The organism is Plantactinospora sp. B6F1, assembly GCF_040120695.1.
GTDB lineage: Bacteria > Actinomycetota > Actinomycetes > Mycobacteriales > Micromonosporaceae > Plantactinospora.
This window is the reverse complement of sequence record NZ_JBEEAC010000032.1, coordinates 19,693-38,815: the sequence shown is the minus strand read 5'-3', so window position 1 is coordinate 38,815 and position 19,123 is coordinate 19,693. Positions and strand designations below refer to the sequence as shown.

20 protein-coding genes are annotated in these 19,123 nt (G+C 71.9%); 14 read left to right on the top strand and 6 right to left on the bottom strand.

Annotated elements, in window-relative coordinates; all coding sequences use genetic code 11:
* Positions 1-118: 118 nt before the first annotated feature.
* The 7 genes from ABNF97_RS27960 to ABNF97_RS27930 all read left to right on the top strand — a co-directional run bounded on the left by ABNF97_RS27960 (position 119) and on the right by ABNF97_RS27930 (position 6,818).
* Positions 119-1,102 (top strand): ATP-binding cassette domain-containing protein, encoded by a 984-nt coding sequence (locus ABNF97_RS27960; protein WP_130463333.1) that lies wholly within the window; start codon positions 119-121, stop codon positions 1,100-1,102.
* Positions 1,099-1,911, top strand: coding sequence for an ABC transporter permease (locus ABNF97_RS27955; RefSeq protein ID WP_349340364.1), 813 nt, complete (start codon positions 1,099-1,101; stop codon positions 1,909-1,911). The genes ABNF97_RS27960 and ABNF97_RS27955 overlap by 4 nt, the downstream gene beginning before the upstream one ends.
* 92 nt (positions 1,912-2,003) lie before the next feature.
* A complete protein-coding gene (locus ABNF97_RS27950) occupies positions 2,004-3,059 on the top strand; it encodes an SPFH domain-containing protein (RefSeq protein ID WP_130463332.1) in 1,056 nt (351 codons plus the stop codon).
* Positions 3,056-4,012 (top strand): diacylglycerol kinase catalytic domain-containing protein, encoded by a 957-nt coding sequence (locus tag ABNF97_RS27945; RefSeq protein ID WP_349340363.1) that lies wholly within the window; start codon positions 3,056-3,058, stop codon positions 4,010-4,012. Before ABNF97_RS27950 ends, ABNF97_RS27945 begins: the two co-directional genes overlap by 4 nt.
* Before the next feature lie 122 nt (positions 4,013-4,134).
* Positions 4,135-4,905: an arsenate reductase/protein-tyrosine-phosphatase family protein gene (locus ABNF97_RS27940; protein WP_130463330.1), complete on the top strand. Its 771-nt coding sequence runs from the start codon at positions 4,135-4,137 to the stop codon at positions 4,903-4,905.
* Between the two features lie 14 nt (positions 4,906-4,919).
* Positions 4,920-5,315, top strand: coding sequence for a VOC family protein (locus ABNF97_RS27935; RefSeq protein WP_349340362.1), 396 nt, complete (start codon positions 4,920-4,922; stop codon positions 5,313-5,315).
* A 156-nt stretch (positions 5,316-5,471) separates the two neighbouring features.
* Positions 5,472-6,818: an MFS transporter gene (locus ABNF97_RS27930; protein ID WP_349340361.1), complete on the top strand. Its 1,347-nt coding sequence runs from the start codon at positions 5,472-5,474 to the stop codon at positions 6,816-6,818.
* Between the two features lie 39 nt (positions 6,819-6,857).
* Here ABNF97_RS27930 and fmdA read toward each other — a convergent pair whose 3' ends face one another.
* Positions 6,858-8,111, bottom strand: a complete 1,254-nt coding sequence (gene fmdA / locus ABNF97_RS27925) for a formamidase (protein ID WP_130463327.1) — start codon at positions 8,109-8,111, stop codon at positions 6,858-6,860.
* Positions 8,112-8,131: 20 nt separating this feature from the next.
* Positions 8,132-8,413: an FmdB family zinc ribbon protein gene (locus ABNF97_RS27920; protein ID WP_130463326.1), complete on the bottom strand. Its 282-nt coding sequence runs from the start codon at positions 8,411-8,413 to the stop codon at positions 8,132-8,134.
* 237 nt (positions 8,414-8,650) lie between these two features.
* On the opposite strand from ABNF97_RS27920, the gene ABNF97_RS27915 reads away from it, so the two are divergent.
* Positions 8,651-9,391, top strand: coding sequence for a D-Ala-D-Ala carboxypeptidase family metallohydrolase (locus ABNF97_RS27915; protein ID WP_130463325.1), 741 nt, complete (start codon positions 8,651-8,653; stop codon positions 9,389-9,391).
* 361 nt (positions 9,392-9,752) lie between these two features.
* Here ABNF97_RS27915 and ABNF97_RS34355 read toward each other — a convergent pair whose 3' ends face one another.
* Both ABNF97_RS34355 and ABNF97_RS27905 read right to left on the bottom strand, forming a co-directional pair.
* The gene (locus ABNF97_RS34355) at positions 9,753-10,034 is read right to left on the bottom strand and encodes a flavin reductase (RefSeq protein WP_502930557.1); all 282 of its coding nucleotides are present in this window, start codon (positions 10,032-10,034) and stop codon (positions 9,753-9,755) included.
* Positions 10,031-10,492 carry a hypothetical protein gene (locus tag ABNF97_RS27905; RefSeq protein WP_349340360.1) on the bottom strand — a complete coding sequence of 154 codons (462 nt, stop codon included), beginning with the start codon at positions 10,490-10,492 and terminating at the stop codon, positions 10,031-10,033. Before ABNF97_RS27905 ends, ABNF97_RS34355 begins: the two co-directional genes overlap by 4 nt.
* Positions 10,493-10,756: 264 nt before the next feature.
* Between ABNF97_RS27905 and ABNF97_RS27900 the strand changes: the two genes are divergently transcribed.
* The 4 genes from ABNF97_RS27900 to ABNF97_RS27885 all read left to right on the top strand — a co-directional run bounded on the left by ABNF97_RS27900 (position 10,757) and on the right by ABNF97_RS27885 (position 12,729).
* A complete protein-coding gene (locus ABNF97_RS27900) occupies positions 10,757-11,542 on the top strand; it encodes a helix-turn-helix domain-containing protein (RefSeq protein WP_349340359.1) in 786 nt (261 codons plus the stop codon).
* Positions 11,533-11,721, top strand: coding sequence for a DUF397 domain-containing protein (locus tag ABNF97_RS27895; RefSeq protein WP_349340358.1), 189 nt, complete (start codon positions 11,533-11,535; stop codon positions 11,719-11,721). The genes ABNF97_RS27900 and ABNF97_RS27895 overlap by 10 nt, the downstream gene beginning before the upstream one ends.
* Positions 11,722-11,833: 112 nt before the next feature.
* Entirely contained in the window at positions 11,834-12,022 is a 189-nt protein-coding gene (locus ABNF97_RS27890) for a DUF397 domain-containing protein (RefSeq protein ID WP_349340357.1), read from the top strand.
* Positions 12,023-12,144: 122 nt separating this feature from the next.
* A complete protein-coding gene (locus ABNF97_RS27885) occupies positions 12,145-12,729 on the top strand; it encodes an SDR family NAD(P)-dependent oxidoreductase (protein WP_349340356.1) in 585 nt (194 codons plus the stop codon).
* Positions 12,730-12,749: 20 nt separating this feature from the next.
* Here the strand turns inward: ABNF97_RS27885 and ABNF97_RS27880 are convergent, their stop codons facing one another.
* A complete protein-coding gene (locus ABNF97_RS27880) occupies positions 12,750-13,328 on the bottom strand; it encodes a TetR/AcrR family transcriptional regulator (RefSeq protein WP_349340355.1) in 579 nt (192 codons plus the stop codon).
* Positions 13,329-13,378: 50 nt separating this feature from the next.
* On the opposite strand from ABNF97_RS27880, the gene ABNF97_RS27875 reads away from it, so the two are divergent.
* The gene (locus tag ABNF97_RS27875) at positions 13,379-13,858 is read left to right on the top strand and encodes an SRPBCC family protein (protein ID WP_349340354.1); all 480 of its coding nucleotides are present in this window, start codon (positions 13,379-13,381) and stop codon (positions 13,856-13,858) included.
* Here the strand turns inward: ABNF97_RS27875 and ABNF97_RS27870 are convergent.
* On the bottom strand, positions 13,820-16,888 hold the full coding sequence (locus tag ABNF97_RS27870; protein ID WP_349340353.1) for an AfsR/SARP family transcriptional regulator: 3,069 nt from the start codon (positions 16,886-16,888) through the stop codon (positions 13,820-13,822). The genes ABNF97_RS27875 and ABNF97_RS27870 overlap by 39 nt on opposite strands.
* 279 nt (positions 16,889-17,167) lie before the next feature.
* On the opposite strand from ABNF97_RS27870, the gene htpG reads away from it, so the two are divergent.
* The gene (gene htpG / locus ABNF97_RS27865; RefSeq protein ID WP_349340352.1) at positions 17,168-19,081 is read left to right on the top strand and encodes a molecular chaperone HtpG; all 1,914 of its coding nucleotides are present in this window, start codon (positions 17,168-17,170) and stop codon (positions 19,079-19,081) included.
* The last annotated feature ends 42 nt before the right edge of the window (positions 19,082-19,123 follow it).

Genomic DNA, 19,123 nt, shown 5'->3' with positions numbered 1-19,123 from the left:
GGTCGGCGGCGGTGCGTGGCCGGTCGGCGGGGCCGGCTGTGATCGGTGCGCGACCGGTCAGCGGGGCCGTCAGTGATCGGTGCGTGGCCGGTGAGTGCGGTCGGCGACCGTCGACGGCATGACAACACAGACATCAGCGGTCGTGGCCGAGGGGCTGCACAAGCGGTACGGCGCGACCCGGGCCCTCGACGGGTTCGACCTGAGCGTGCCGGCCGGCACGGTGTGCGGGCTGCTCGGACCGAACGGTGCCGGCAAGACCACGGCGGTTCGGATCCTCGCCACGCTGCTGCGCTTCGACGCCGGTCGGGCCTGGGTCGCCGGGTACGACGTGGTCCGCCAGCCCGAGCAGGTCCGTGAGGTGATCGGGCTGACCGGGCAGTACGCGGCGGTCGACGAGATCCTCAGCGGGCGACAGAACCTGATCCTTTTCGGTCGGCTGCACCACCTGTCGGCCAAGGCTGCCCGGCGTCGTGCCGACGAACTGCTGGAACAGTTCGGGCTGACCGCGGCGGCCGGCCGGTCGGCCGCGGAGTACTCCGGCGGGATGCGCCGCCGGCTGGACCTGGCGGCCAGTCTGATCATGACCCCCCGGGTGCTCTTCCTCGACGAGCCGACCACCGGGCTCGACCCGCGCAGCCGTAACCAGCTCTGGTCGGCGGTACGGCGCCTGGTTGCCGACGGCACCACCGTGCTGCTCACCACCCAGTATCTGGAGGAGGCGGACCAGCTCGCCGACCGGATCCTGGTGATCGACGCCGGTCGGGTGGTCGCGGAGGGCACTTCGGCCGAGCTGAAGGCGCGGATCGGTGCGGACCGGATCGAGGTGGTCGTCCGGCACGCGGCGGAACTCGGCACCGCCGCCGGGATCGTGGAGCGGTCCTCCGCCGGGCCGGTGACGCTCGACGCGGAGATCCGGCAGCTCAGCGCCCCGGTCGTGGACCGGGTGGCGGCACTCGGCGACGTGATGCGGGCGCTGCGGGACGCCGGGATCGCGGTGCAGGACATCGGACTGCGCCGGCCGACCCTCGACGAGGCCTTCCTGCACCTGACCGGGCACCAGGCCGGGGCGACGCGGCCGACCACGGCGGGAGTACCGGCATGACCGGGTGGGGCGCGCCGGCCCGGTTCCGTCGGGCGGTGGCCGACGGCGCGGTGATGACCGGCCGGAACATGGCGCACGTGGTCCGGTCGCCCGAGGAGATCGTGATCTATTTCAGTCTGCCGATCATGTTCGTGCTGGTCTTCGGCTACGTCTTCGGCAGCGGGATGGCGGTACCCGGCCAGGGCAGCTACCGGGAGTACCTCCTGCCCGGGGTCTTCGCGATGACCATGCTGTACGGGCTGGGCGCCACCGCCAGCGGCATCGCCATGGACGTCAGCCGGGGCGTGGTGGACCGGTTCCGTTCCATGCCGATGGCCCGGACCGCGCTGGTCACCGGGCGGACCGGTGCCGACCTGCTCCGCGCGATGCTGGAGATGACCGTCCTGGTGGTCTGCGGACTGCTGGTCGGCTGGCAGTGGCGCAACGGCCTGCTCGACGCGCTCGCCGCGGTGGGGCTGATCCTGCTGCTGCGGCTGGCGCTCACCTGGGTCGGCATCTTCCTCGGCCTGATGGTGCCGAGCCCGGACACCGTCGGGGTGATCGTCTTTCCGCTGGCCTTTCCGCTGACCGCGCTCTCCAACGTCTTCGTGGCACCGGACCTGATGCCGGAGTGGCTCGGCGCGGTCTCGTCCTGGAACCCGCTGTCGGCGACGGTGGCGGCCAGCCGCGAACTCTTCGGCAACCCCGGGACCGGTGGGGACTCCTGGGCGGCGCAGCACCCGCTGCTCCTGGCGGTCGCCTTCCCGCTGGTGCTGATCGCCGTCTTCGCACCGCTGGCCGTCCGGCGGTACCAGCGGCTGAGCCGCTGACGACGGTGCTCGGAGCCGGTTTATCGGCGACTTGACGCGAAATGGATCTCCCTTTATCGTCATGGCGACGAAAACAGGGGAGGGGGCGCGTCATGGCCGACGTGACCAGACGGTTGTTCCTGCGACACCTGCGCGGAGCGCCGACCACGTGGATTCGGCACTCCGTGCGGGGCAGCGTCCGACACGAGGGCGTCGGGCAGTCCTTCTGGTACCGGCCGCTGGTCGGCGTACTCAGTGAGGTGCCGGTCGACGACCGCGAACTGCCGCTGCTGTTCCACGCCCGGACCAGCGACTTCGCCGATGTCACCGTGCAGGCGACGGTGACGTACCGGATCGCCGACCCGGCGCTCGCGGCGAGCCGGCTGGACTTCTCGGTCGACCCGTACAAGGGCGTCGCCCGGGGCCGCCCGCTCGACCAGGTTGCCACGCTGCTGGCCGAGCTGGCCCAGCAGCCGGCCCTCGACCTGCTGGCCCGGGTGCCGCTGGCCGAGGCGCTGACCGACATCGCCGCGGTCCGCGAGGCGGTCTCGGCGGCGCTGCGCGACGAGGCCCGGCTGACCGACGTCGGCGTCTCGGTGGTCAGCGCCCGGGTGGTGGCCGTGCGGCCCGAGCCGGAGATGGAACGGGCGCTCCAGACGCCGACCCGGGAGACGGTGCAGGTCGAGGCAGATCGGGCCACCTACGCCCGGCGGGCGCAGGCGGTCGAGCAGGAGAGGGCGATCGCCGAGAACGAGTTGCAGAACAAGATCGAGCTGGCTCGCCGGGAGCAGCAGCTGGTGGAGCAGCACGGTGCCAACTCCCGGCGCAAGGTCGAGCTGGAGGCCGCCGCCGAGCTGGCGGTGGCCCAGGGCAGGGCCGAGCGGGAGAAGGTGGCGAACGCGGCGGCGGCCGAACGGGCCCGGGTGCTGGCCGGCGCCGAGGCGGAGAAGGAACGCACCCTCGCCGGTGCCAAGGCCGACGGCGTACGCGTGGTCGGCCTCGCCGAGGCCGAGGCGGAGGCGGCCCGGCTGGCGGCGTACCGGGACCTGCCGCCGGAGGTGCTGCACGCGCTCGCGCTCCGCGAGGTCGCCGGGCAGCTTCCCGAGATCGGTCAGCTCACCGTCACCCCGGACGTGCTGACCGGCCTGCTGGCCCGGCTGTCCCGGTGAGCGCCACGCTGGCGCCGAGGGTCGTGGTGGTGAGCCGGCGCAGCGAACTGGACGAGTTGCTGGCCCACCACGGCACCCGGGCCGCCGCCGGCTACTACCTGCGCCAGCGGGGGCGCGACCTGGCCGAGGTGGTGACCCGGCACGAGGCGCTGCAGGCGGCGCTGACCACGGTCGGGGCGGCCATCCCGGCGGACTGGCGGCGGGGGCGGGTGGACCGGGACGACCTGGCCCGGTTCCCGTTCGCGGCCGAGGACATCGTGCTGGCGGTCGGCCAGGACGGGCTGGTCGCCAACGTCGCCAAGTACCTCGACGGGCAGCCGGTGATCGGGGTGGACCCGGAGCCGGGACAGAATGCCGGGGTACTCGTCCGGTTCGGACCCGAAGCGGTCACCCGGCTGCTTCCCTCGGTGGTCGCCGGGCGTGCGCCGGTCCGCGAGCGGACCATGGTCCGGGCCGTGCTGGACGACGGCCAGGAGCTGATCGGACTCAACGAGGTCTACGCGGGACACCCCGGCCACCAGTCGGCGCGCTACCTGCTCTGCACCGCCGACGGCCGGCGGGAGCGCCAGTCCTCCTCCGGGCTGGTGGTCGGCACCGGGACCGGCGCCACCGGCTGGTGTGCCTCGATCGCCCGGGAACGCGCGACCGTGCCGTCGCTGCCGGTGCCGGACGAACCGGCACTGTGCTGGTTCGTCCGGGAGGCGTGGCCGTCCCCGGCGACCGGCGCGTCGCTCACCGCCGGGCGGCTCGGCGCGGACGAGACGCTGGAAATCGTCGCGGAACGGGAGCGGTTGGTGGTCTTCGCCGACGGGCTGGAGACGGACCACCTGACGATGGCCTGGGGGCAGCGGCTGACCGTCGGTCCGGCCACCCGGCGGCTACGCCTGGTCGAGCCGGCTGCCGAGCGGGCCGACCACCCGGGACAGGCATCGCAGCGTCGCCGTCGGCGCTAGCCATTGCGGACCCAGACCCGACCAGCATCGCGTCGGGCGGGTCTGCCAACTCCACGACACCGCCATTCCATCAAACCGACTTGATACATCACTTCGACTTGATGTACTTTTCGGTGGTGACGATGTCGAGTCAAGCCGCCCCGGCGTTCGTACGTCTCGCCGCCCATCCGCTCCGGTGGCGGTTGCTGACCGAGCTGGCGGCCGGTGACTACCGGGTCCGGGAACTGGTGACCCTGGTGGGCGAGCCGCAGAACCTGGTCTCCTACCACCTGCGACTCCTGCGCGACGGCGGGCTGGTCACCACCAACCGCAGCAGCTTCGACGGCCGCGACAGTTACTACCACCTGGATCTGGACCGCTGCGCGGACGCGCTGGCCGATACCGGCAGCGCGTTGCATCCGGCGCTGCGCCGGGAACCCGCCACACCGCGTACGCCCCCGGTGGACCTGCGGGGCGCACCCGGCCCCGGCGTGCTGTTCGTCTGCACCGGGAACAGCGCCCGGTCCCCGATCGCCGAGGCCCTGCTTCGGCACCACACCGACGGCCAGGTGGTGGTGGCCAGCGCCGGGAGCCGGCCCAGGCCGCACCTGCACGCCAACGCCGTACGGGTGGTACACGAGCAGTTCAGCCTCGACCTCACCGGCCAGCGCCCCCGGCACTGGGACACCCTGACCGGTCGCCGGTTCGACTACGTGATCAGCCTTTGCGACAAGGCGCGCGAGGTGTGTCCCGACTTTCCGGACCACCCCCGGCGAGTGCACTGGAGCATCCCCGACCCTGCCACGACCGGCGAGACCGACGAGGCGAGCTACCCCGCCTTCCAGCGCACCGCAGCCGACATCGACACCCGGGTCAGACACCTGCTGCCCGTCCTCACCGCCATCCGATCCTGAAGGGGAGATACGTCGTGAACGCACCCGACCAGCGGGCCAGCGTCCGCTACATCGTCGATGACGTCCAAGCGGCCATCGCCTTCTACACCACTCATCTCGGCTTCACGCTGCACACCAGCGCCGCGCCCGCCTTCGCCGACGTCGTGCGCGGCCCGCTGCGGCTGCTGCTGTCCGGGCCGACCAGCTCCGGCGCCCGTGCCACCCCCGACGGCGCCACCACCGCCGGACGCAACCGTATCCACCTCATGGTCGATGACCTGGACCACGAGATCGACCGGCTGCGCAGCACGGGACTGTCGTTCCGCAGCGACGTGGTCGCCGGCCCCGGTGGACGCCAGATCCTGCTCGCCGACCCGGCCGGCAACCTCATCGAACTGTTCCAACCCGTGCACCGGCCGGACGCACCCTGACCGCCACCGGCAGCGGTGCCGGCTCCGGTGGGGGCGGCGGCGGGCGGAGAGCCAGAGACACAACGAGCAGGGAGAGATCGCACCATGGCCGACAGCACTGACCGGACTGGCAGCCGGGTGAGGCAGCCCGACGGGGACGAGAACCGGTGGTGGCTGGTGGCCGCCGCCGGCCTGGCCGTGTTCATGGCATCGGTCGACATGACCATCGTCAACGTCGCGCTGCCAGCGATCGAGCATGACTTCACGATGGCGACCAGCATGGCCGAGTGGGTCATGCTGGCCTACCTGCTGCCACTCGCCGGCCTGGCGTTGCCGAGCGGCCGGTGGCTGGACAGTGTCGGGCGACGCCCGGCCCTGATGTTCTCGCTCACCGGCTTCGCTCTGGCCAGCGTCGCCGGAGGGCTCGCACCCGGCCCGGCCTGGCTGATCGCGGCGCGACTGGTTCAGGGAACCTTCGGCGCGCTGCTCTTCTCGCTGGTTCCGACGTTGGCCACGACGGCCGTTCGGCCATCGGCCCGCGGGCGCGCGATGGGCCTGATCACGACCCTCGGCCCGATCGGACTCATCAGCGGGCCCGGCCTCGGCGGCATCCTGGTCGACGGGGTGGGTTGGCCATGGATCTTCTTCGTCAACGTGCCGGTGAGCCTCCTCGTCATGGTGGTCGGACTGCGCACGCTACCGCCGAGCGCGCCGCTGCGGGTCCCCGACCGCACCTGGTTCACCGAGGCCCTCCTGCTCAGCGGAGCGGTCGCCGCGCTGCTGCTCGCACTTTCCCTGACGGCGAGCGACGGTCCGGTGTGGATGGCGCTGGCGCTCGTGGGGATCCCGTTGCTTCTCCGGTGGCGAAGCATGCCCGTCAGCGGCGCGGTCCGTGATCTCTTCCGTGCCCCGGGAGAGGTGGGACCGCATGTTGCCCTGGCCACGGCCGCAACGGCGATCGGCACCGTCTTCTTCATTGTCCCGTACTTCATGCAGCGGGAACTTGGCGAGTCGGTGTCGGCCGCCGGCGTCACGATCCTGGCGTTCCCGGTGGGCATGGCCGTGATGGGACCCGTCGGCGGATTTCTTGGTGACTGGTGGAGTCACCGGCGAACCGCCCTCCTGGGGGCGGTCATCTTCACCGTCGGCCTGGCTCTCCTGCTGCCGATGGACGACTCCTGGGGCCCCACCGATGTCGCGTGGCGGCTGTTCCTGGCCGGCTGCGGAAACGGCCTGTTCAACGCGCCCAACATGGCGAACGCGATGGGTCACGCGCCCCGGCGCCTGCTGGCGACCACAGGCGCCTCGACCGGCCTCGCCCGCACCATGGGCTTCGCGCTGGGGCCCGCCCTGGCCACGCTGGCGTGGTCTCTGGCCGCCTACGGATCCGGCGGGATGCGGGCCGCCGTCGCCCTGGCGACGGTGTTCAGTGCGCTGTCGGTCGTCGCCCTGCTGGGCATGGGAGCTTCCGGCGATCAGGCGGCGGTAACCCGGGCCCGGCGTGCCGACGCGGCTGTGCCGTGACCCACCGGCCCTGGCGACGTGCAGGAGATCCGTTCGGCGTCAGAAGGTCGCCTTCGGGGCTCCCCGGCCCGGGTCGACCCGGGCCGGCCCGGCGGCCGAGGGCCGTATGTCGACGTCGAAGATCGCGGTCGGCAGGTAGACCGTCGCGCACGAGTTCGGGATGTCCACCACGGCGGAGAAGCGCCCCTCGATCGGTGCGGCCCCGAGCAGCAGGTACGCCTGCTCGGGGCTGTAGCCGAACCGGGTCAGGTAGTCGATCGCGTGCAGGCAGGCGCGCTGGAACGCGAGCTGCGAGTCGAGGTAGTGCTGCTCGCCCTCGGTGCTGACCGAGATGCCGGAGAAGGCCAGCCACTGGCTGTACTGCGGAGCCACGATCCCGGGCAGGAAGATCGCGTTCTCCGACACCCCGTACATGGTCATCCCGCCCTTGATCACGTCCACGTGCAGGTCGATGAAGCCGCCCATCTCGATCGCACCGCAGAAGGTGATCTCGCCGTCGCCCTGGGAGAAGTGCAGGTCGCCAACTGACAGGTTGGCGCCGGGGACGTACACCGGGTAGAAGACCCGGGTCCCCTTGGTCATGTTCTTGATGTCCTGGTTGCCGCCGTTCTCCCGGGGCGGCGCGGTCCGGGCCCCCTCCGCCGCCACCCGGTCGAAGTCGCCGCCGGTCAGCGAGCCGAGGATCGCGCCGTCCGGCAGCGGTGGCAGCGACAGCGGCGGTACCCGGTCCGGGTCGGTGGCCCGCAGCGCACCCTCCCGCTCGTTCCACTTCGCCAGCAGCGCCGCGGACGGTGCGGTACCCATCAGCCCGGGGTGGATCATCCCGGTGAAGGTCACCCCGGGTACGTGCCGGGAGGTCGCCTGCTGCCCGAAGAAGTCCCAGACCGCCTTGTACGCGTCGGGGAAGTAGTCGGTCAGGAAGCTGCCGCCGTTCTGTTTCGCGAAGATGCCGGTGTAGCCCCAGCCCTGCCCGGCGAGCGGACCGGAGTCCTCCTGCGGGATCGGTCCCACGTCGAGAATGTCGACCACCAGCAGGTCGCCGGGTTCGGCGCCGCTGACCGAGAACGGGCCGCTGAGCGCGTGCACGATCTGCAGCGGCGCGTCCCGGACGTCCTCGGCCGAGTCGTCGTTGTGGATCGCGCCGTCGAACCACTCCCGGCAGTGCACCCGGAACGTCTGGCCGGGCCGGACGGTGGCGACCGGCGGGATCTCCGGATGCCACCGGTTGTGGCCGATCACCTCCTGCTCGGTGAACTTCTTCGTCGAGTCCAGTGGAAACAACAGCTCGGGCATCGCGGCTTCCCTTTCACCCGTCAGGGTCGTGGCAGACGGGCGTGCCCGGGATGGACCGGCCGGGGCGCCGCGCCGCGTCGGCCGGGAACCCGGGATACCACCTCCGGTGCTTCGGCGCTGCGGCCGGCCCGGTCGAGAGCCGCGACCAGTGGCCGCGGCATGGCGTGCAGCGAGGGCGCCGAGTAGACCCGGGTGGACTCCGCCGCGCAGGTCGCGCAGCGGACCCGCGCGGGAGCCTGCCCGATCGGGAACCGGGCCGGAAAGATCCCGTCCCGGGGACACCGGTACTCGTACGTCGCCACGGCTACAGGATCGGACCCGGTGGGGCGCCTTCGCAGGCTAATGGCGCAATCAGCGCCTTTCGGGCCGGCGTCCGCGCCGAACGCCACGGGGCCAACCGCGCCCGCCGGAAGCGGGTCCGATCTCCGGCAGGTGAAGGAAAGCGCCGAGCGGTAAAAGATGGCCGGAAAATATTGACTTGTGATCGGCAGGCAGCCATCCTCGTCGATATTCAACCCCCGCTCGGTATGGAGGACCCCTTGTTCAGACGTACCGTCAGAATCCTCGCGGCGCTCGGCATGGCGGCCGCGGCCACCCTCGTCGGGACGGTGACCACCGCCGGCCCGGCCCAGGCCGACGGCTGCTACACCTGGGGCCGGACCCTTTCGGAGGGAATGTCCGGTGAGGACGTACGGCAGTTGCAGATCCGGGTCGCCGGCTACCCCGGCTACAACGCGGTGCTCACCATCGACGGCGCCTTCGGGCCGGCCACCCGGGCCGCCGTGCTCCGCTTCCAGCAGGCCTACGGGCTGGGCGCCGACGGCATCGCCGGCCCGCAGACGTTCAACCGGATCTACGCCCTCCAGGACGACGACTGCACCCCGGTCAACTTCAGCTACGCCGAGTTGAACAACTGCAACTCGGACTGGTCCGGTGGCGCGGTCTCGGCCGCGACCGCCCGGTTCAACGCCCTGGTCAACATGTGGAAGCTCCAGGCCATGCGGCACGCCCTCGGCGACCAGCCGATCCGGGTAACCAGCGCGTTCCGCAGCCACGCCTGCAACAACGCGGTCGGCGGCTCGGCCACCAGCCGGCACCTCTACGGCGACGCGGTCGACCTGGGCGTCAGCCCGCACAGCCTGTGCCGGCTCGCCCAGCAGGCCCGCAACCACGGCTGGCGGGAGATCCTCGGCCCCGGCTACCCCGGACACAGCGACCACACCCATGTGGCACACAAGTCGAGTCGTACCTGGTCGGCGAGTTCCTGCGGAGTCTCCTGACCGCCGGTCCGCCGATCGCCCGTCGGTAGCGGCGGGGCGGGCGGCGGCGGCCCCGTGCGTTCGTCGCCGGGCCCCTTCCCGTCCGGGAAGGGGCCCGGCGGCCACCTGAGCCGGCGGCAGGCCAGCACACGTGACCGTCCCGACCGATGCGGGTCGACCGGATCGACTGATCAATTTCCCTCTCTCCACATTGGACGTAAGCTGGCGGCCTTCACCCTCAGTCGAATCCAGGCCCTGACCGGTCGGCTAACCGCCGCTGGTAGCGCGGCGGGAAGACGGCCGGCGGGCGAGGCCCCGCCCCGGGCCGCCGCGGGGGGAGTGCGACGGCGACCCGGGGCGGGACCGGTCGGGTGACGAGGCGTCAGAGCGTCGGTGGCAGCCAGCCGAGGAAACGTACGGCCAGCGTGACGGCGTCGCTCTGTGGCTGGTCGGCGAGGGCGGTCAGCAGCTTGCGGGCGAGGTGCAGCCGCAGGCCCTGCCGATCGCCCCGGAACATGGCGAGCAGCACGAGTCGGGCCGGCTGGCAGGGCCAGTTCGCCCCGCAGGCGCGGCAGCGGAAGGCCGGCCGGCTGTGCACGTGTGGGCGGCGACGGGCGAGAAGTGGCCAGGTCATGCCGGGGGCGCCGGGTCTGGGCCGACTCATCGCACCGCGCCTCCGGCCCGGCTGCCCGGGGCGGCGCGGTGGGTCTGGGCCGGGGTCAACGCGCCGGCGTCGCCCGGGCGAGTCTGCGGACCAGCGGCCCGGCCGGCCTCGGGGGAGCGGGTCGGCGAGTTACGTAACGGGAAGCGGCTGTTCGCGGCCCGGCCACGGGTCCGGGGTGCATCCGGTGTCCGGACCCGGGGCGGCGGAGGCGGCGGGTCCGGCGGTCGGCCGGCCGCGAGCGCGCCGGCCGGCGGCGGCGGATCAGGCGGTACGACCGCAGCCCGCCCGCTGCCCTGCGGCGGCGGGTACGGCATCGGCACGAGTTCGACCGAGTCCGGGCAGCGCCAGCGCCATCCGCAGCGGCAGTACCGCCAGAGTCGCCGCCAGTCCCGGCGGTGCCGGGGCTTCGTCCGCCCGGCCCGGATCACGATCGCCCGAATTCGGGATACCGGAATCATTGAGTGCTCCCTTTCTGGGATTCCCAGATTTGGATGCGGGGGCGGCGCCGGGAAAATTGCCGTCCCCGCCGGCGTCGCCCCCGCGGCAGCCCTCGCCCGGCCCTGAACTTTCTTCCCGGAATTGGTATCGAGCGGGGGCGCATGTCTTCCACAGTGGCCCGTCGATCCCTATTCTCGGAAGGCGTCGCGCCGCATCGTGGGTGCTCACGGCAGATCGTGTGCCGTGTGTGGCGCGCCGGTCGGACCTGTGAGGACGGTGTGGGCATGGATGATCGAATTCGCTATCTGCTCGACGAGTTGCGGCTGACCCGGGATGCGCGCGGAATGACGCAGGACGATCTTGCGGGGCATATTCCGTGGGCGAGCTCCACCATTGCGATGATCGAGTGCGGCCGTCGCAAACCACCGCCGGGTTTCTGGGACGCCGTCGACGGCGCGTTGCAGACCGGCGGCGCGCTCGGCCGGCTCGCCACCCGGCTCGGCTCGCCGCAGTGGTTCATCGACTGGTCGGCCGCCGAGCAGGCCGCCGTCTCGCTGCGGTCGTACGAGTCGCTGGTCGTGCCGGGGCTGTTGCAGACCGAGGCGTACGCCCGAGCGGTGCTCACCGACGCCGGGTTGACCAACCTGGAGGAGATGGAGCGGCGCCTCGCCACCCGGCTCGCCCGGCAGGCGGTGCTGACCCGGGCCGATCCGGTGGACCTGACCGCCGTGCTGGACGAGGGGCTGCTGCACCGTCCGGTCGGCGGGCCGGCGGTGATGCGTGAGCAACTGGAGGCGCTGGTCGCCGTCGGCGCGCTGCTGCACGTGCGGCTGCACGTCGTCCGCACCACCGTCGGCGCGTACGCTGGGCTGAACGGACCGTTCGTGATCGCGACGGCGGCGGACCGCACCGAGACCGGCTATCTGGACAACCAGTTGGTCGGGCAGGTGGTCGACGGACCGGGCAACCTGGCGGCGTTGCAGCGGGCCTGGGAGGCCGTCCGGAGCGAGGCGCTTCCGCAGCAGCAGTCCACCGAGTTGATACGGGAAGTGGCGGAGAAATGGATCTGACCGGCGCTGAGTGGATCAAGAGTTCCCGGAGCAGCGGCAACGGCGGCAACTGTGTGGAGGTGGCCCGCAATCTGCCGGGTGTGGTGGGGGTGCGGGACAGCAAGGACCCGGCCGGGTCGGCGCTGGCCTTCGGCCCGGCGGCGTGGCGGGTTTTCGTCCGCGACGTCCCGACCCGCTGACCCGCGGTGCAAGGAAGGGCCCCTTCTACACCAGAAAACGATAGGAGGGGGCCCTTCCTTACGGCGGGGCGGATGCGGCAGTCCACCGAGGTGACAGGGAGATGGCGGAGAAATGGATCTGACCGGCGCTGAGTGGTTCAAGAGTTCCCGGAGCAGTGGCAACGGCGGCGCCTGTGTGGAGGTGGCCCGCAATCTGCCCGGTGTGGTGGGGGTGCGGGACAGCAAGGACCCGGCCGGGCCGGCGCTGGCCTTCGGCCCGGCAGCCTGGCGCTCCTTCGTCCGGGACCTTCCGGCCCGCTGACGCTGGGCGGGCCGGCGCCCTCGCACCCGGCCAGCCCGCAGCGGCGCGAGCCGTTCTACCCACACAGGAGAGGCGCGCATCCGGAACGCGAGCCCTGGCGTGCAGAGCGGCGACGTGTAGCGGTGCCGAAGGGCACCACGGCGGACGGGTTCGAGCGGCACATCGGCACCAACCACCTCGGGCCGTTCGTGCTGACCGGCCTGCTGATCAACCGCGTACGCGACCGCGTCGTCACCGTCTCCAGCGGCCTGCACGTCCTCGGCAGGATCCGCGACGATCTGAACTGGGAACGCCGCCGCTACCAGCGGTGGCTGGCGTACGCGCAGTCCAAGTTGGCCAACCTGCTCTTCGCCTACGAGCTGCAACGACGGTTGTCCGCAGCGGGTCGGCGGACCATGTCGGTGGCAGCTCACCCCGGCGTCGCCGCGACCGAGGGCATGCGCCGGGACAGGTCGTTGCAGGGCAAGCTCCTCGCCGGTGGGCCTGCGCAGAGTCCTGAGATGGGCGCGTTGCCGATGCTGTACGCGGCGACCGCGCCCGGCGTCGGAGCCGGCGCCTGCGTCGGGCCGGACGGGTTCATGCAGCGCAGCGGCTACCCGACGCTGGTCCGTTCAAGCCGCACATCCCGCGACAGCACGCTCGCCGCCCACCTGTGGGGGCGTTCCGAACTTCTCACCGGCGTCCGCTACACCATCGAACCGCTCTGATGTGCCGGGAGCGGGATCAGCTACCGGGCGGGCGGCACCGGTAGGCCCGCCTCGTAGCTGGCGGCGAAGGCTTCCAGGGCAGCGTCGGTGCCGGCCCGGTCCCCGGTGGCGAGCAGGTCGAGCAGTAGTCCCCGGACCACCGCCAGGCCGAGCCGGGCGTGCGTCCGGGCCACCTCGGCCGGTACGCCCCGGCCGGCGGCCAGCTCGACGTTGAGGTCCAGCCAACTCTCCACCACCCCCTCCAGCAGTGCGGTGGTGCCCGGATGACCCTGCAGCGCCTGGCCGTACAGCTCGAAGAAGAGCCGCTCGTACGGCCACAGCGCCGGGACGGCCAACCGCCGCCACATGCTCCGGATCGCCTCTGCCGGTGCGCTGGCCGGGTCGAACTCCAAACCGGCCAGCGCGGACCGCTGCCGGCGCTCGATCTCCCGGACCACCTCGACGAGCAGTCCCTCCTTGGATCCGAAGTGGTAGATCAGCATCCGGTGACTGGTGCCGAGGTCGGCCGCCAGCCGGCGCAGGCTCAGCGCGCCGACGCCCTGTTCGGCGATCCGTTCGACGACCCGGGACAGCAGTTCTTCCCGTACTTGACCAGGCATGTACCATACGGTACACGTACCACTTGGTACAGGAGTGGGGAGGGCGTGACGTGGCACGGAAAGAGATCGACGTGCGGGTGCACACCACGGCCGGCCCGGCGGTGGTCTACGCGCTGCTGGTCGACGGGGCCGGGTGGCCCACCTGGTCGCCGCTGGGCTCCTTCGAGCTGGAGCGCCCCGGCGCGGACGAGCCGGAGGGGGTCGGCGCGATCCGGGTTTTCCGGACCGGCCGGGTGACCAGCCGGGAGCGGGTCGTGGAGCGGGTGCCGGACCGACGGTTCAGCTACGAACTCCTCTCCGGGCTGCCGCTGCGGGACTACCGGGCCGACGTCGACCTCACCCCGGAGCGCGGCGGCACCTCGATCCGCTGGCACTCCACCTTCTCCGCCAGGGTGCCGGGGACCGGCTGGCTCTACCGGCTGGCACTCGGCCGGTTCATCGGCAAGGTCGCGGCGGGCCTCGCCACGCACGCCGCCGCGACGGCCGGGCGGTCAGCGGACGGTCCGCTGCGCCGACATCCGGGGCAGTAGCGCGGCCAGCCGGCTCGCCGCCGAGTCGTTGTCGATCTGCTGGTACAGCGCGTAAGCGGCCGACCACGCCGACTCGGCGGAAGAAGTGTCGTTGACGCTGGCGTAGGCGTGCCCGAGTACGGTCAGCGTCCGGGCCCGGATGAAGTGCGACCGCGCATCCCCGAGCAGTTGGAGCACCCGGCGCAGCAACGCCACCGCCCGGCGCGGACGGCTGTCGATCAACTCAAGTTCGCCGAGCCCGATCAACGAGATCGCCTCGCCGAACACCAGGGCGTCAGCCTGGCTGCGGGCCAGTGCGACCGCCAGGGTGTGCCGGGCGGCCGGATGGCCGAGTACGGCGTAGAGCTGACCCAGCCGAGCCAGCGCGTACGTCTCCTGCACCTCGTCACTGGGATCCCGGGCGACCGCCACCGCCTGCCGCAGGTACTCCTGGGCCGGCTCGGGCAGGTCGAGTTCTGCGTAGGTCAGGCCGAGCAGGGTCAGCGCGACACTCTCGTCCCGGCGGGCACCCATGCGGCGGGCGAGGTCCAGATACCGGTGACCGAGTTCCCGGGCTACCTCGTCGTGTCCCTGCTCCCGAGCGATGATGGCACGCTGCGCCAGCGCGTGGCACTCGCCGAGCTGGTAACCGACGTCGACCGAGATCGACAACGCCTCGGCGATCAGCGGTGCCGCCGCCGGATGCCGGCCGGTGACCCGGTGCACGTCGGCGCAGAGCCAGAGTGCGTCGGCCACCCCGCGCGGCTCGTCGACCTGCCGGAAGATCCGCAGCGCCGTCTCGGCCGCGTCGAGCCTGTCCCGCAACAGGGCGCCGGGCCGGGAGGCCCACAGGTCGGAGAGGTTGCGCAGCAGCACCGCCTCACCGCGCCGTTCTCCGGCCCGCCGGCAGGCCCGCAGCGCCGCCTGATGGAGCTGTCGCGCCTCGTCGTACAGGCCGCGCAACTCGTAGCAGGGCTGCGTCGCTGCCGCCAGGTTCCAGGCGAGATCGGCCAGGTCGAGTCCGGCCGCCTGCCGGATCGCGGCGACCAGCGCCGGCCGCTCGCGGTCGAACCAGCCGAGCGGATCCGTCACCGGTCCCGCCGGGGCGGCCGGTGGCCAGCGGCGGGCCGGACCGGAGATCCGGGCCAGCGTCCGGGTCGAAAGCCCGGCGTCCGCCGCCTCCGCCCGGGTCAGCCAGGCCCCGAAGGCCCGCTCCAGGGCGGCCCGCCGGACCTCGTCGGACTCCTCGGCGGCGGCCCGCTCCCGGGCGAAGAGCCGGACGAGGTCGTGCATTCCGTACCGGGGCTCGCCGCCGGCCGGGTCGAGCAGCTCCAGCAGGCAGGCATCGACGAGCGACTCCAGCAGGCTCTCCGCCCGGGCCGGCGGCACGTCGAGCATCGCGGCCCCGGTCCAGGCCGGTACGTCGGGCGCGTCGAGCAGGCTCAGCAGCCGGAGCATCCGGCGGGCCGGTTCGGCCAGGGCCCGGTAGCTGAGCCCGAGACTCGCCCGCACCTCCAGGTCGTCGGTGGCGAGTTCGTCGAGCCGGCCAAGCTCGTCGCGAAGACGCTCGGCGAGCTGCCCGAGCCGCCAGCGCGGCCGGGCGGCGAGCCGGGCCGCGGCGATGCGTACCGCCAGCGGCAGGTAGCCGCAGAGCCGGACGATCTCCGTGGCGGCGTCGGGCTCGGTTCTCGCCCGGTCCGGCCCGACGATCCGCTCCAGCAGCCGGATCGCCTCGTCCGGCGTGAAGGTCGCCAGTCCCAGGTGGGCGGCGCCCTCCAGCCCGGTCAGCCGGGTCCGGCTGGTTACGATCACCGCGCCCGGGGCACCGCCGGGCAGCAGCGGCCGGACCTGTGCGGCGGACCGGGCGTCGTCGAGTACGACCAGCAGCCGCCGGTCGTGCACCGCGTCCCGGAACTGGCCGGCGCGCTCCTCCAGACTGTCGCTGTGCAGGTTGTCGGGCAGCCCGAGTACCCGCAGGAAGCGCCCGAGCACGGCGAACGCGTCGGCCCCGTCCGGCCAGCTACCCCGCAGGTCCGCGTAGAGCTGCCCGTCCGGGTACTCCCGGCGCAGCCGGTGTGCCGCGTACCACGCCAGGCTGGACTTGCCGACGCCGGCCGGCCCGGAGAGCGCGACGACCCGCAGCCGGTCGGCGGGGCCGGTGAGGCTGGTCTCCAGCCAGCCGACGGCGTCGGCGCGGCCGGTGAAGTCGGCGACGGTCGGCGGCAGTTGGTGCGGGCGGGGCCGGGCCGGCGCGGTCGGACCGACCCCGGTGCCGCCGGCCGGGCCGACCCCGGTGCCGCCGCCGGCCGGGCCGGCCAGTGCCGGGTCGGTGTGCAGCATCCGCAGGTGCAGCCGGCGCAGCTCCGGGCCGGGGTCGACGCCGAGGGTGTCGGCGAGTCGGTGCCGGAGTCGGGTGTAGTGCTCCAGGGCGTCCGCCTGGCGTCCGCTGCGGTACAACGCGAGCATGAGCTGGCCGGCGAGGCGCTCGTCCAGCGGATGCTCACCGGCCCGCCGGGTCAGCTCCGGTAGCAGCGCGGCGTGCCGGCCCCGGCGCAGCGCGACGTCCCAGCGGTCGAGTTCGGCGGCGAACCGCTCCTGCCCCACGGCGGTACGCAGGGTGCTGAGCCATGGCGTCTCCAGGTGCGCGAACGCCTCGCCCCGCCACAGCCCGAGCGCCTCGTCGAACAGCCCGAGTGCCCCGGTGTCGTCCGGGGCGTCCCGGGCCTGCCGCACCAGTGCCCGGAACCGGTGCAGGTCGACGGTGTCCGGCTCGACGGTGAGCTGGTAGCCGGCCGAACGGCGCAGCACCGTGACGCCCCCGGCGGGGGAGAGACGGTTGCGCAGCCGGGAGAGGTAGCTGTAGAGCGTCTCCCGGGCCCGCTGCGGGCGGCGGTCACCCCAGACCCGGTCCAGCAGCTGGTCGACGGAGACCAGCTCGTTCGCCTCGACCAGGAGCGCGACCAGCACGCAGCGCTGGCGTGCCGGCCCCATCTCGATCAGGTGCCCGTCGACGCGGACGTCGATGTCGCCGAGCAGCCGAAACTCCAGCACGTCCGCGAACCTCCGCCTGGTCGGGACAACCCTGCCCGGTGGCCGGGTCGGACGACCGGTTCAAGGATCACACAACGCCGGTCCGGCGTCGGATTCGGCGTCCGGGTGTCCCAGGCGTCCGGCGTCCCAGGAGTCCGGGAGCCCGAAATCCCCCGGCTTCCGGCCTCGGGGAAGCGTTAATTAGGATGGCGCCGGCTATCGCCGAGCGCATCGCCGGTACGGGGCAGGATCACCGGCGTCGCTCCCTGTCGGCAGTGGGCATTTTCGTGGAGGGGTCACATGAGCACCGGAACCGAAACCTTCGAGTTCCAGGCCGAGGCGCGGCAGCTACTCCAGCTGATGGTCCATTCGATCTATTCGAACAAGGACATCTTCCTGCGGGAACTCATCTCCAACGCCTCGGACGCGCTCGACAAACTGCGGCTGGCGGCATTCTCCGACAAGGAGTTGACGGTCGACACCTCCGATCTGCACATCTGGATCGAGGTCGACCGGGAGGCGCGCACCCTCACCGTCCGGGACAACGGCATCGGCATGTCCCGGGACGAGGTCATCATCCTCATCGGCACCATCGCCAAATCCGGCACGGCGGAACTCCTGGAGAAGATCAGGGAGTCGAAGGACGCGGCCGGCTCGCAGGACCTGATCGGACAGTTCGGGGTGGGTTTCTACTCCAGCTTCATGGTCGCCGACAAGGTCACCCTGCTGACCCGGCGGGCGGGCGAGTCGACCGCGACCCGCTGGGAATCCGACGGCGGGGTCACCTACGCGGTCGAGACCGTCGACGACGCGCCGCAGGGCACCTCGGTAACCCTCCACCTGCGGCCGGAGGACTCCGAGGACCAGCTCTTCGACTACACCGCCGAGTGGAAGATCCGGGAAATCGTCAAGCGGTACTCGGACTTCATCGCCTGGCCGATCCGGACGGCGGTGGAGCGGACCGACAGCGACGGCAAGACGACCACCGAGATCGAGACGCTCAACTCGATGAAGGCGCTCTGGGCCCGGTCGAAGGACGACGTCAAGGAGGACGAGTACAAGGAGTTCTACCGGCACCTCAGCCACGACTGGACCGACCCGCTGGAGACCATCCACATGCGGGCCGAGGGGACCTTCGAGTACGAGTCGCTGCTCTTCATCCCGTCCCGCGCGCCGTTCGACCTCTTCATGCGGGGCGCCAAGCGTGGCGTGCAGCTCTACGTCAAGCGCGTCTTCATCATGGACGACTGCCAGGAGCTGATGCCGGAATACCTGCGTTTCGTCAAGGGCGTGGTGGACGCGCAGGACCTGTCGCTGAACATCTCCCGGGAGATTCTCCAGAAGGACCGGCACATCCAGTTGATGCGCCGGCGCCTGGTCAAGAAGGTGCTCTCCACGGTCAAGGAGATGCAGACCGGTGACGCCGAGCGCTACCAGACCTTCTGGTCGGAGTTCGGCCGGGCGGTCAAGGAGGGCCTGCTCGACGACTTCGACAACCAGAACACCATCCTGGAGATCTCCTCGTTCGCCTCCACCCACGATCCGGAGCGGCTGACCACGCTGGCGCAGTACGTCGAACGGATGAAGGAGGGGCAGACCGACATCTACTACGCCACCGGCGAGTCCCGCACCATGATCGAGAACTCGCCGCACCTGGAGGCGTTCCGGGCCAAGGGCTACGAGGTGCTGTTGCTGACCGACCCGGTCGACGAGATGTGGGTCTCCGCGGTGCCGAACTTCGACGGCAAGAAGTTCCAGTCGATCGCCAAGGGACAGGTCGACCTCGACACCGACGAGGAGAAGGAGAGCGCGGGCAAGGAGCGCGAGCAGCGGCAGAAGGACTTCGCCGACCTGCTCGGCTGGCTGACCACCCAGCTCGCGGAGAACGTCAAGGAGGTGCGGCTGTCGTCCCGGCTGACCACCTCACCGGCCTGCATCGTCGGCGACGCCCAGGACATGACCCCGACCCTGGAGAAGATGTACCGGGCGATGGGACAGGAGATGCCGGCGGTGAAGCGGATCCTGGAACTCAACCCGACGCATCCGCTGGTGACCGGGCTGCGGGAGGCGTACGAGCAGCGTAGCGAGGACCCGACCGTCGCCGAGACCGCCGAACTGCTGTACGGGATGGCGCTGCTCGCCGAGGGCGGTGAACTCGGCGACCCGGCCCGGTTCACCCGGCTGCTCGCCGATCGGCTCGCCCGTACCCTCTGATCCCTGCCGGGAAGGCGCGGCCGGCGCCCGGGCCGCCAGGCA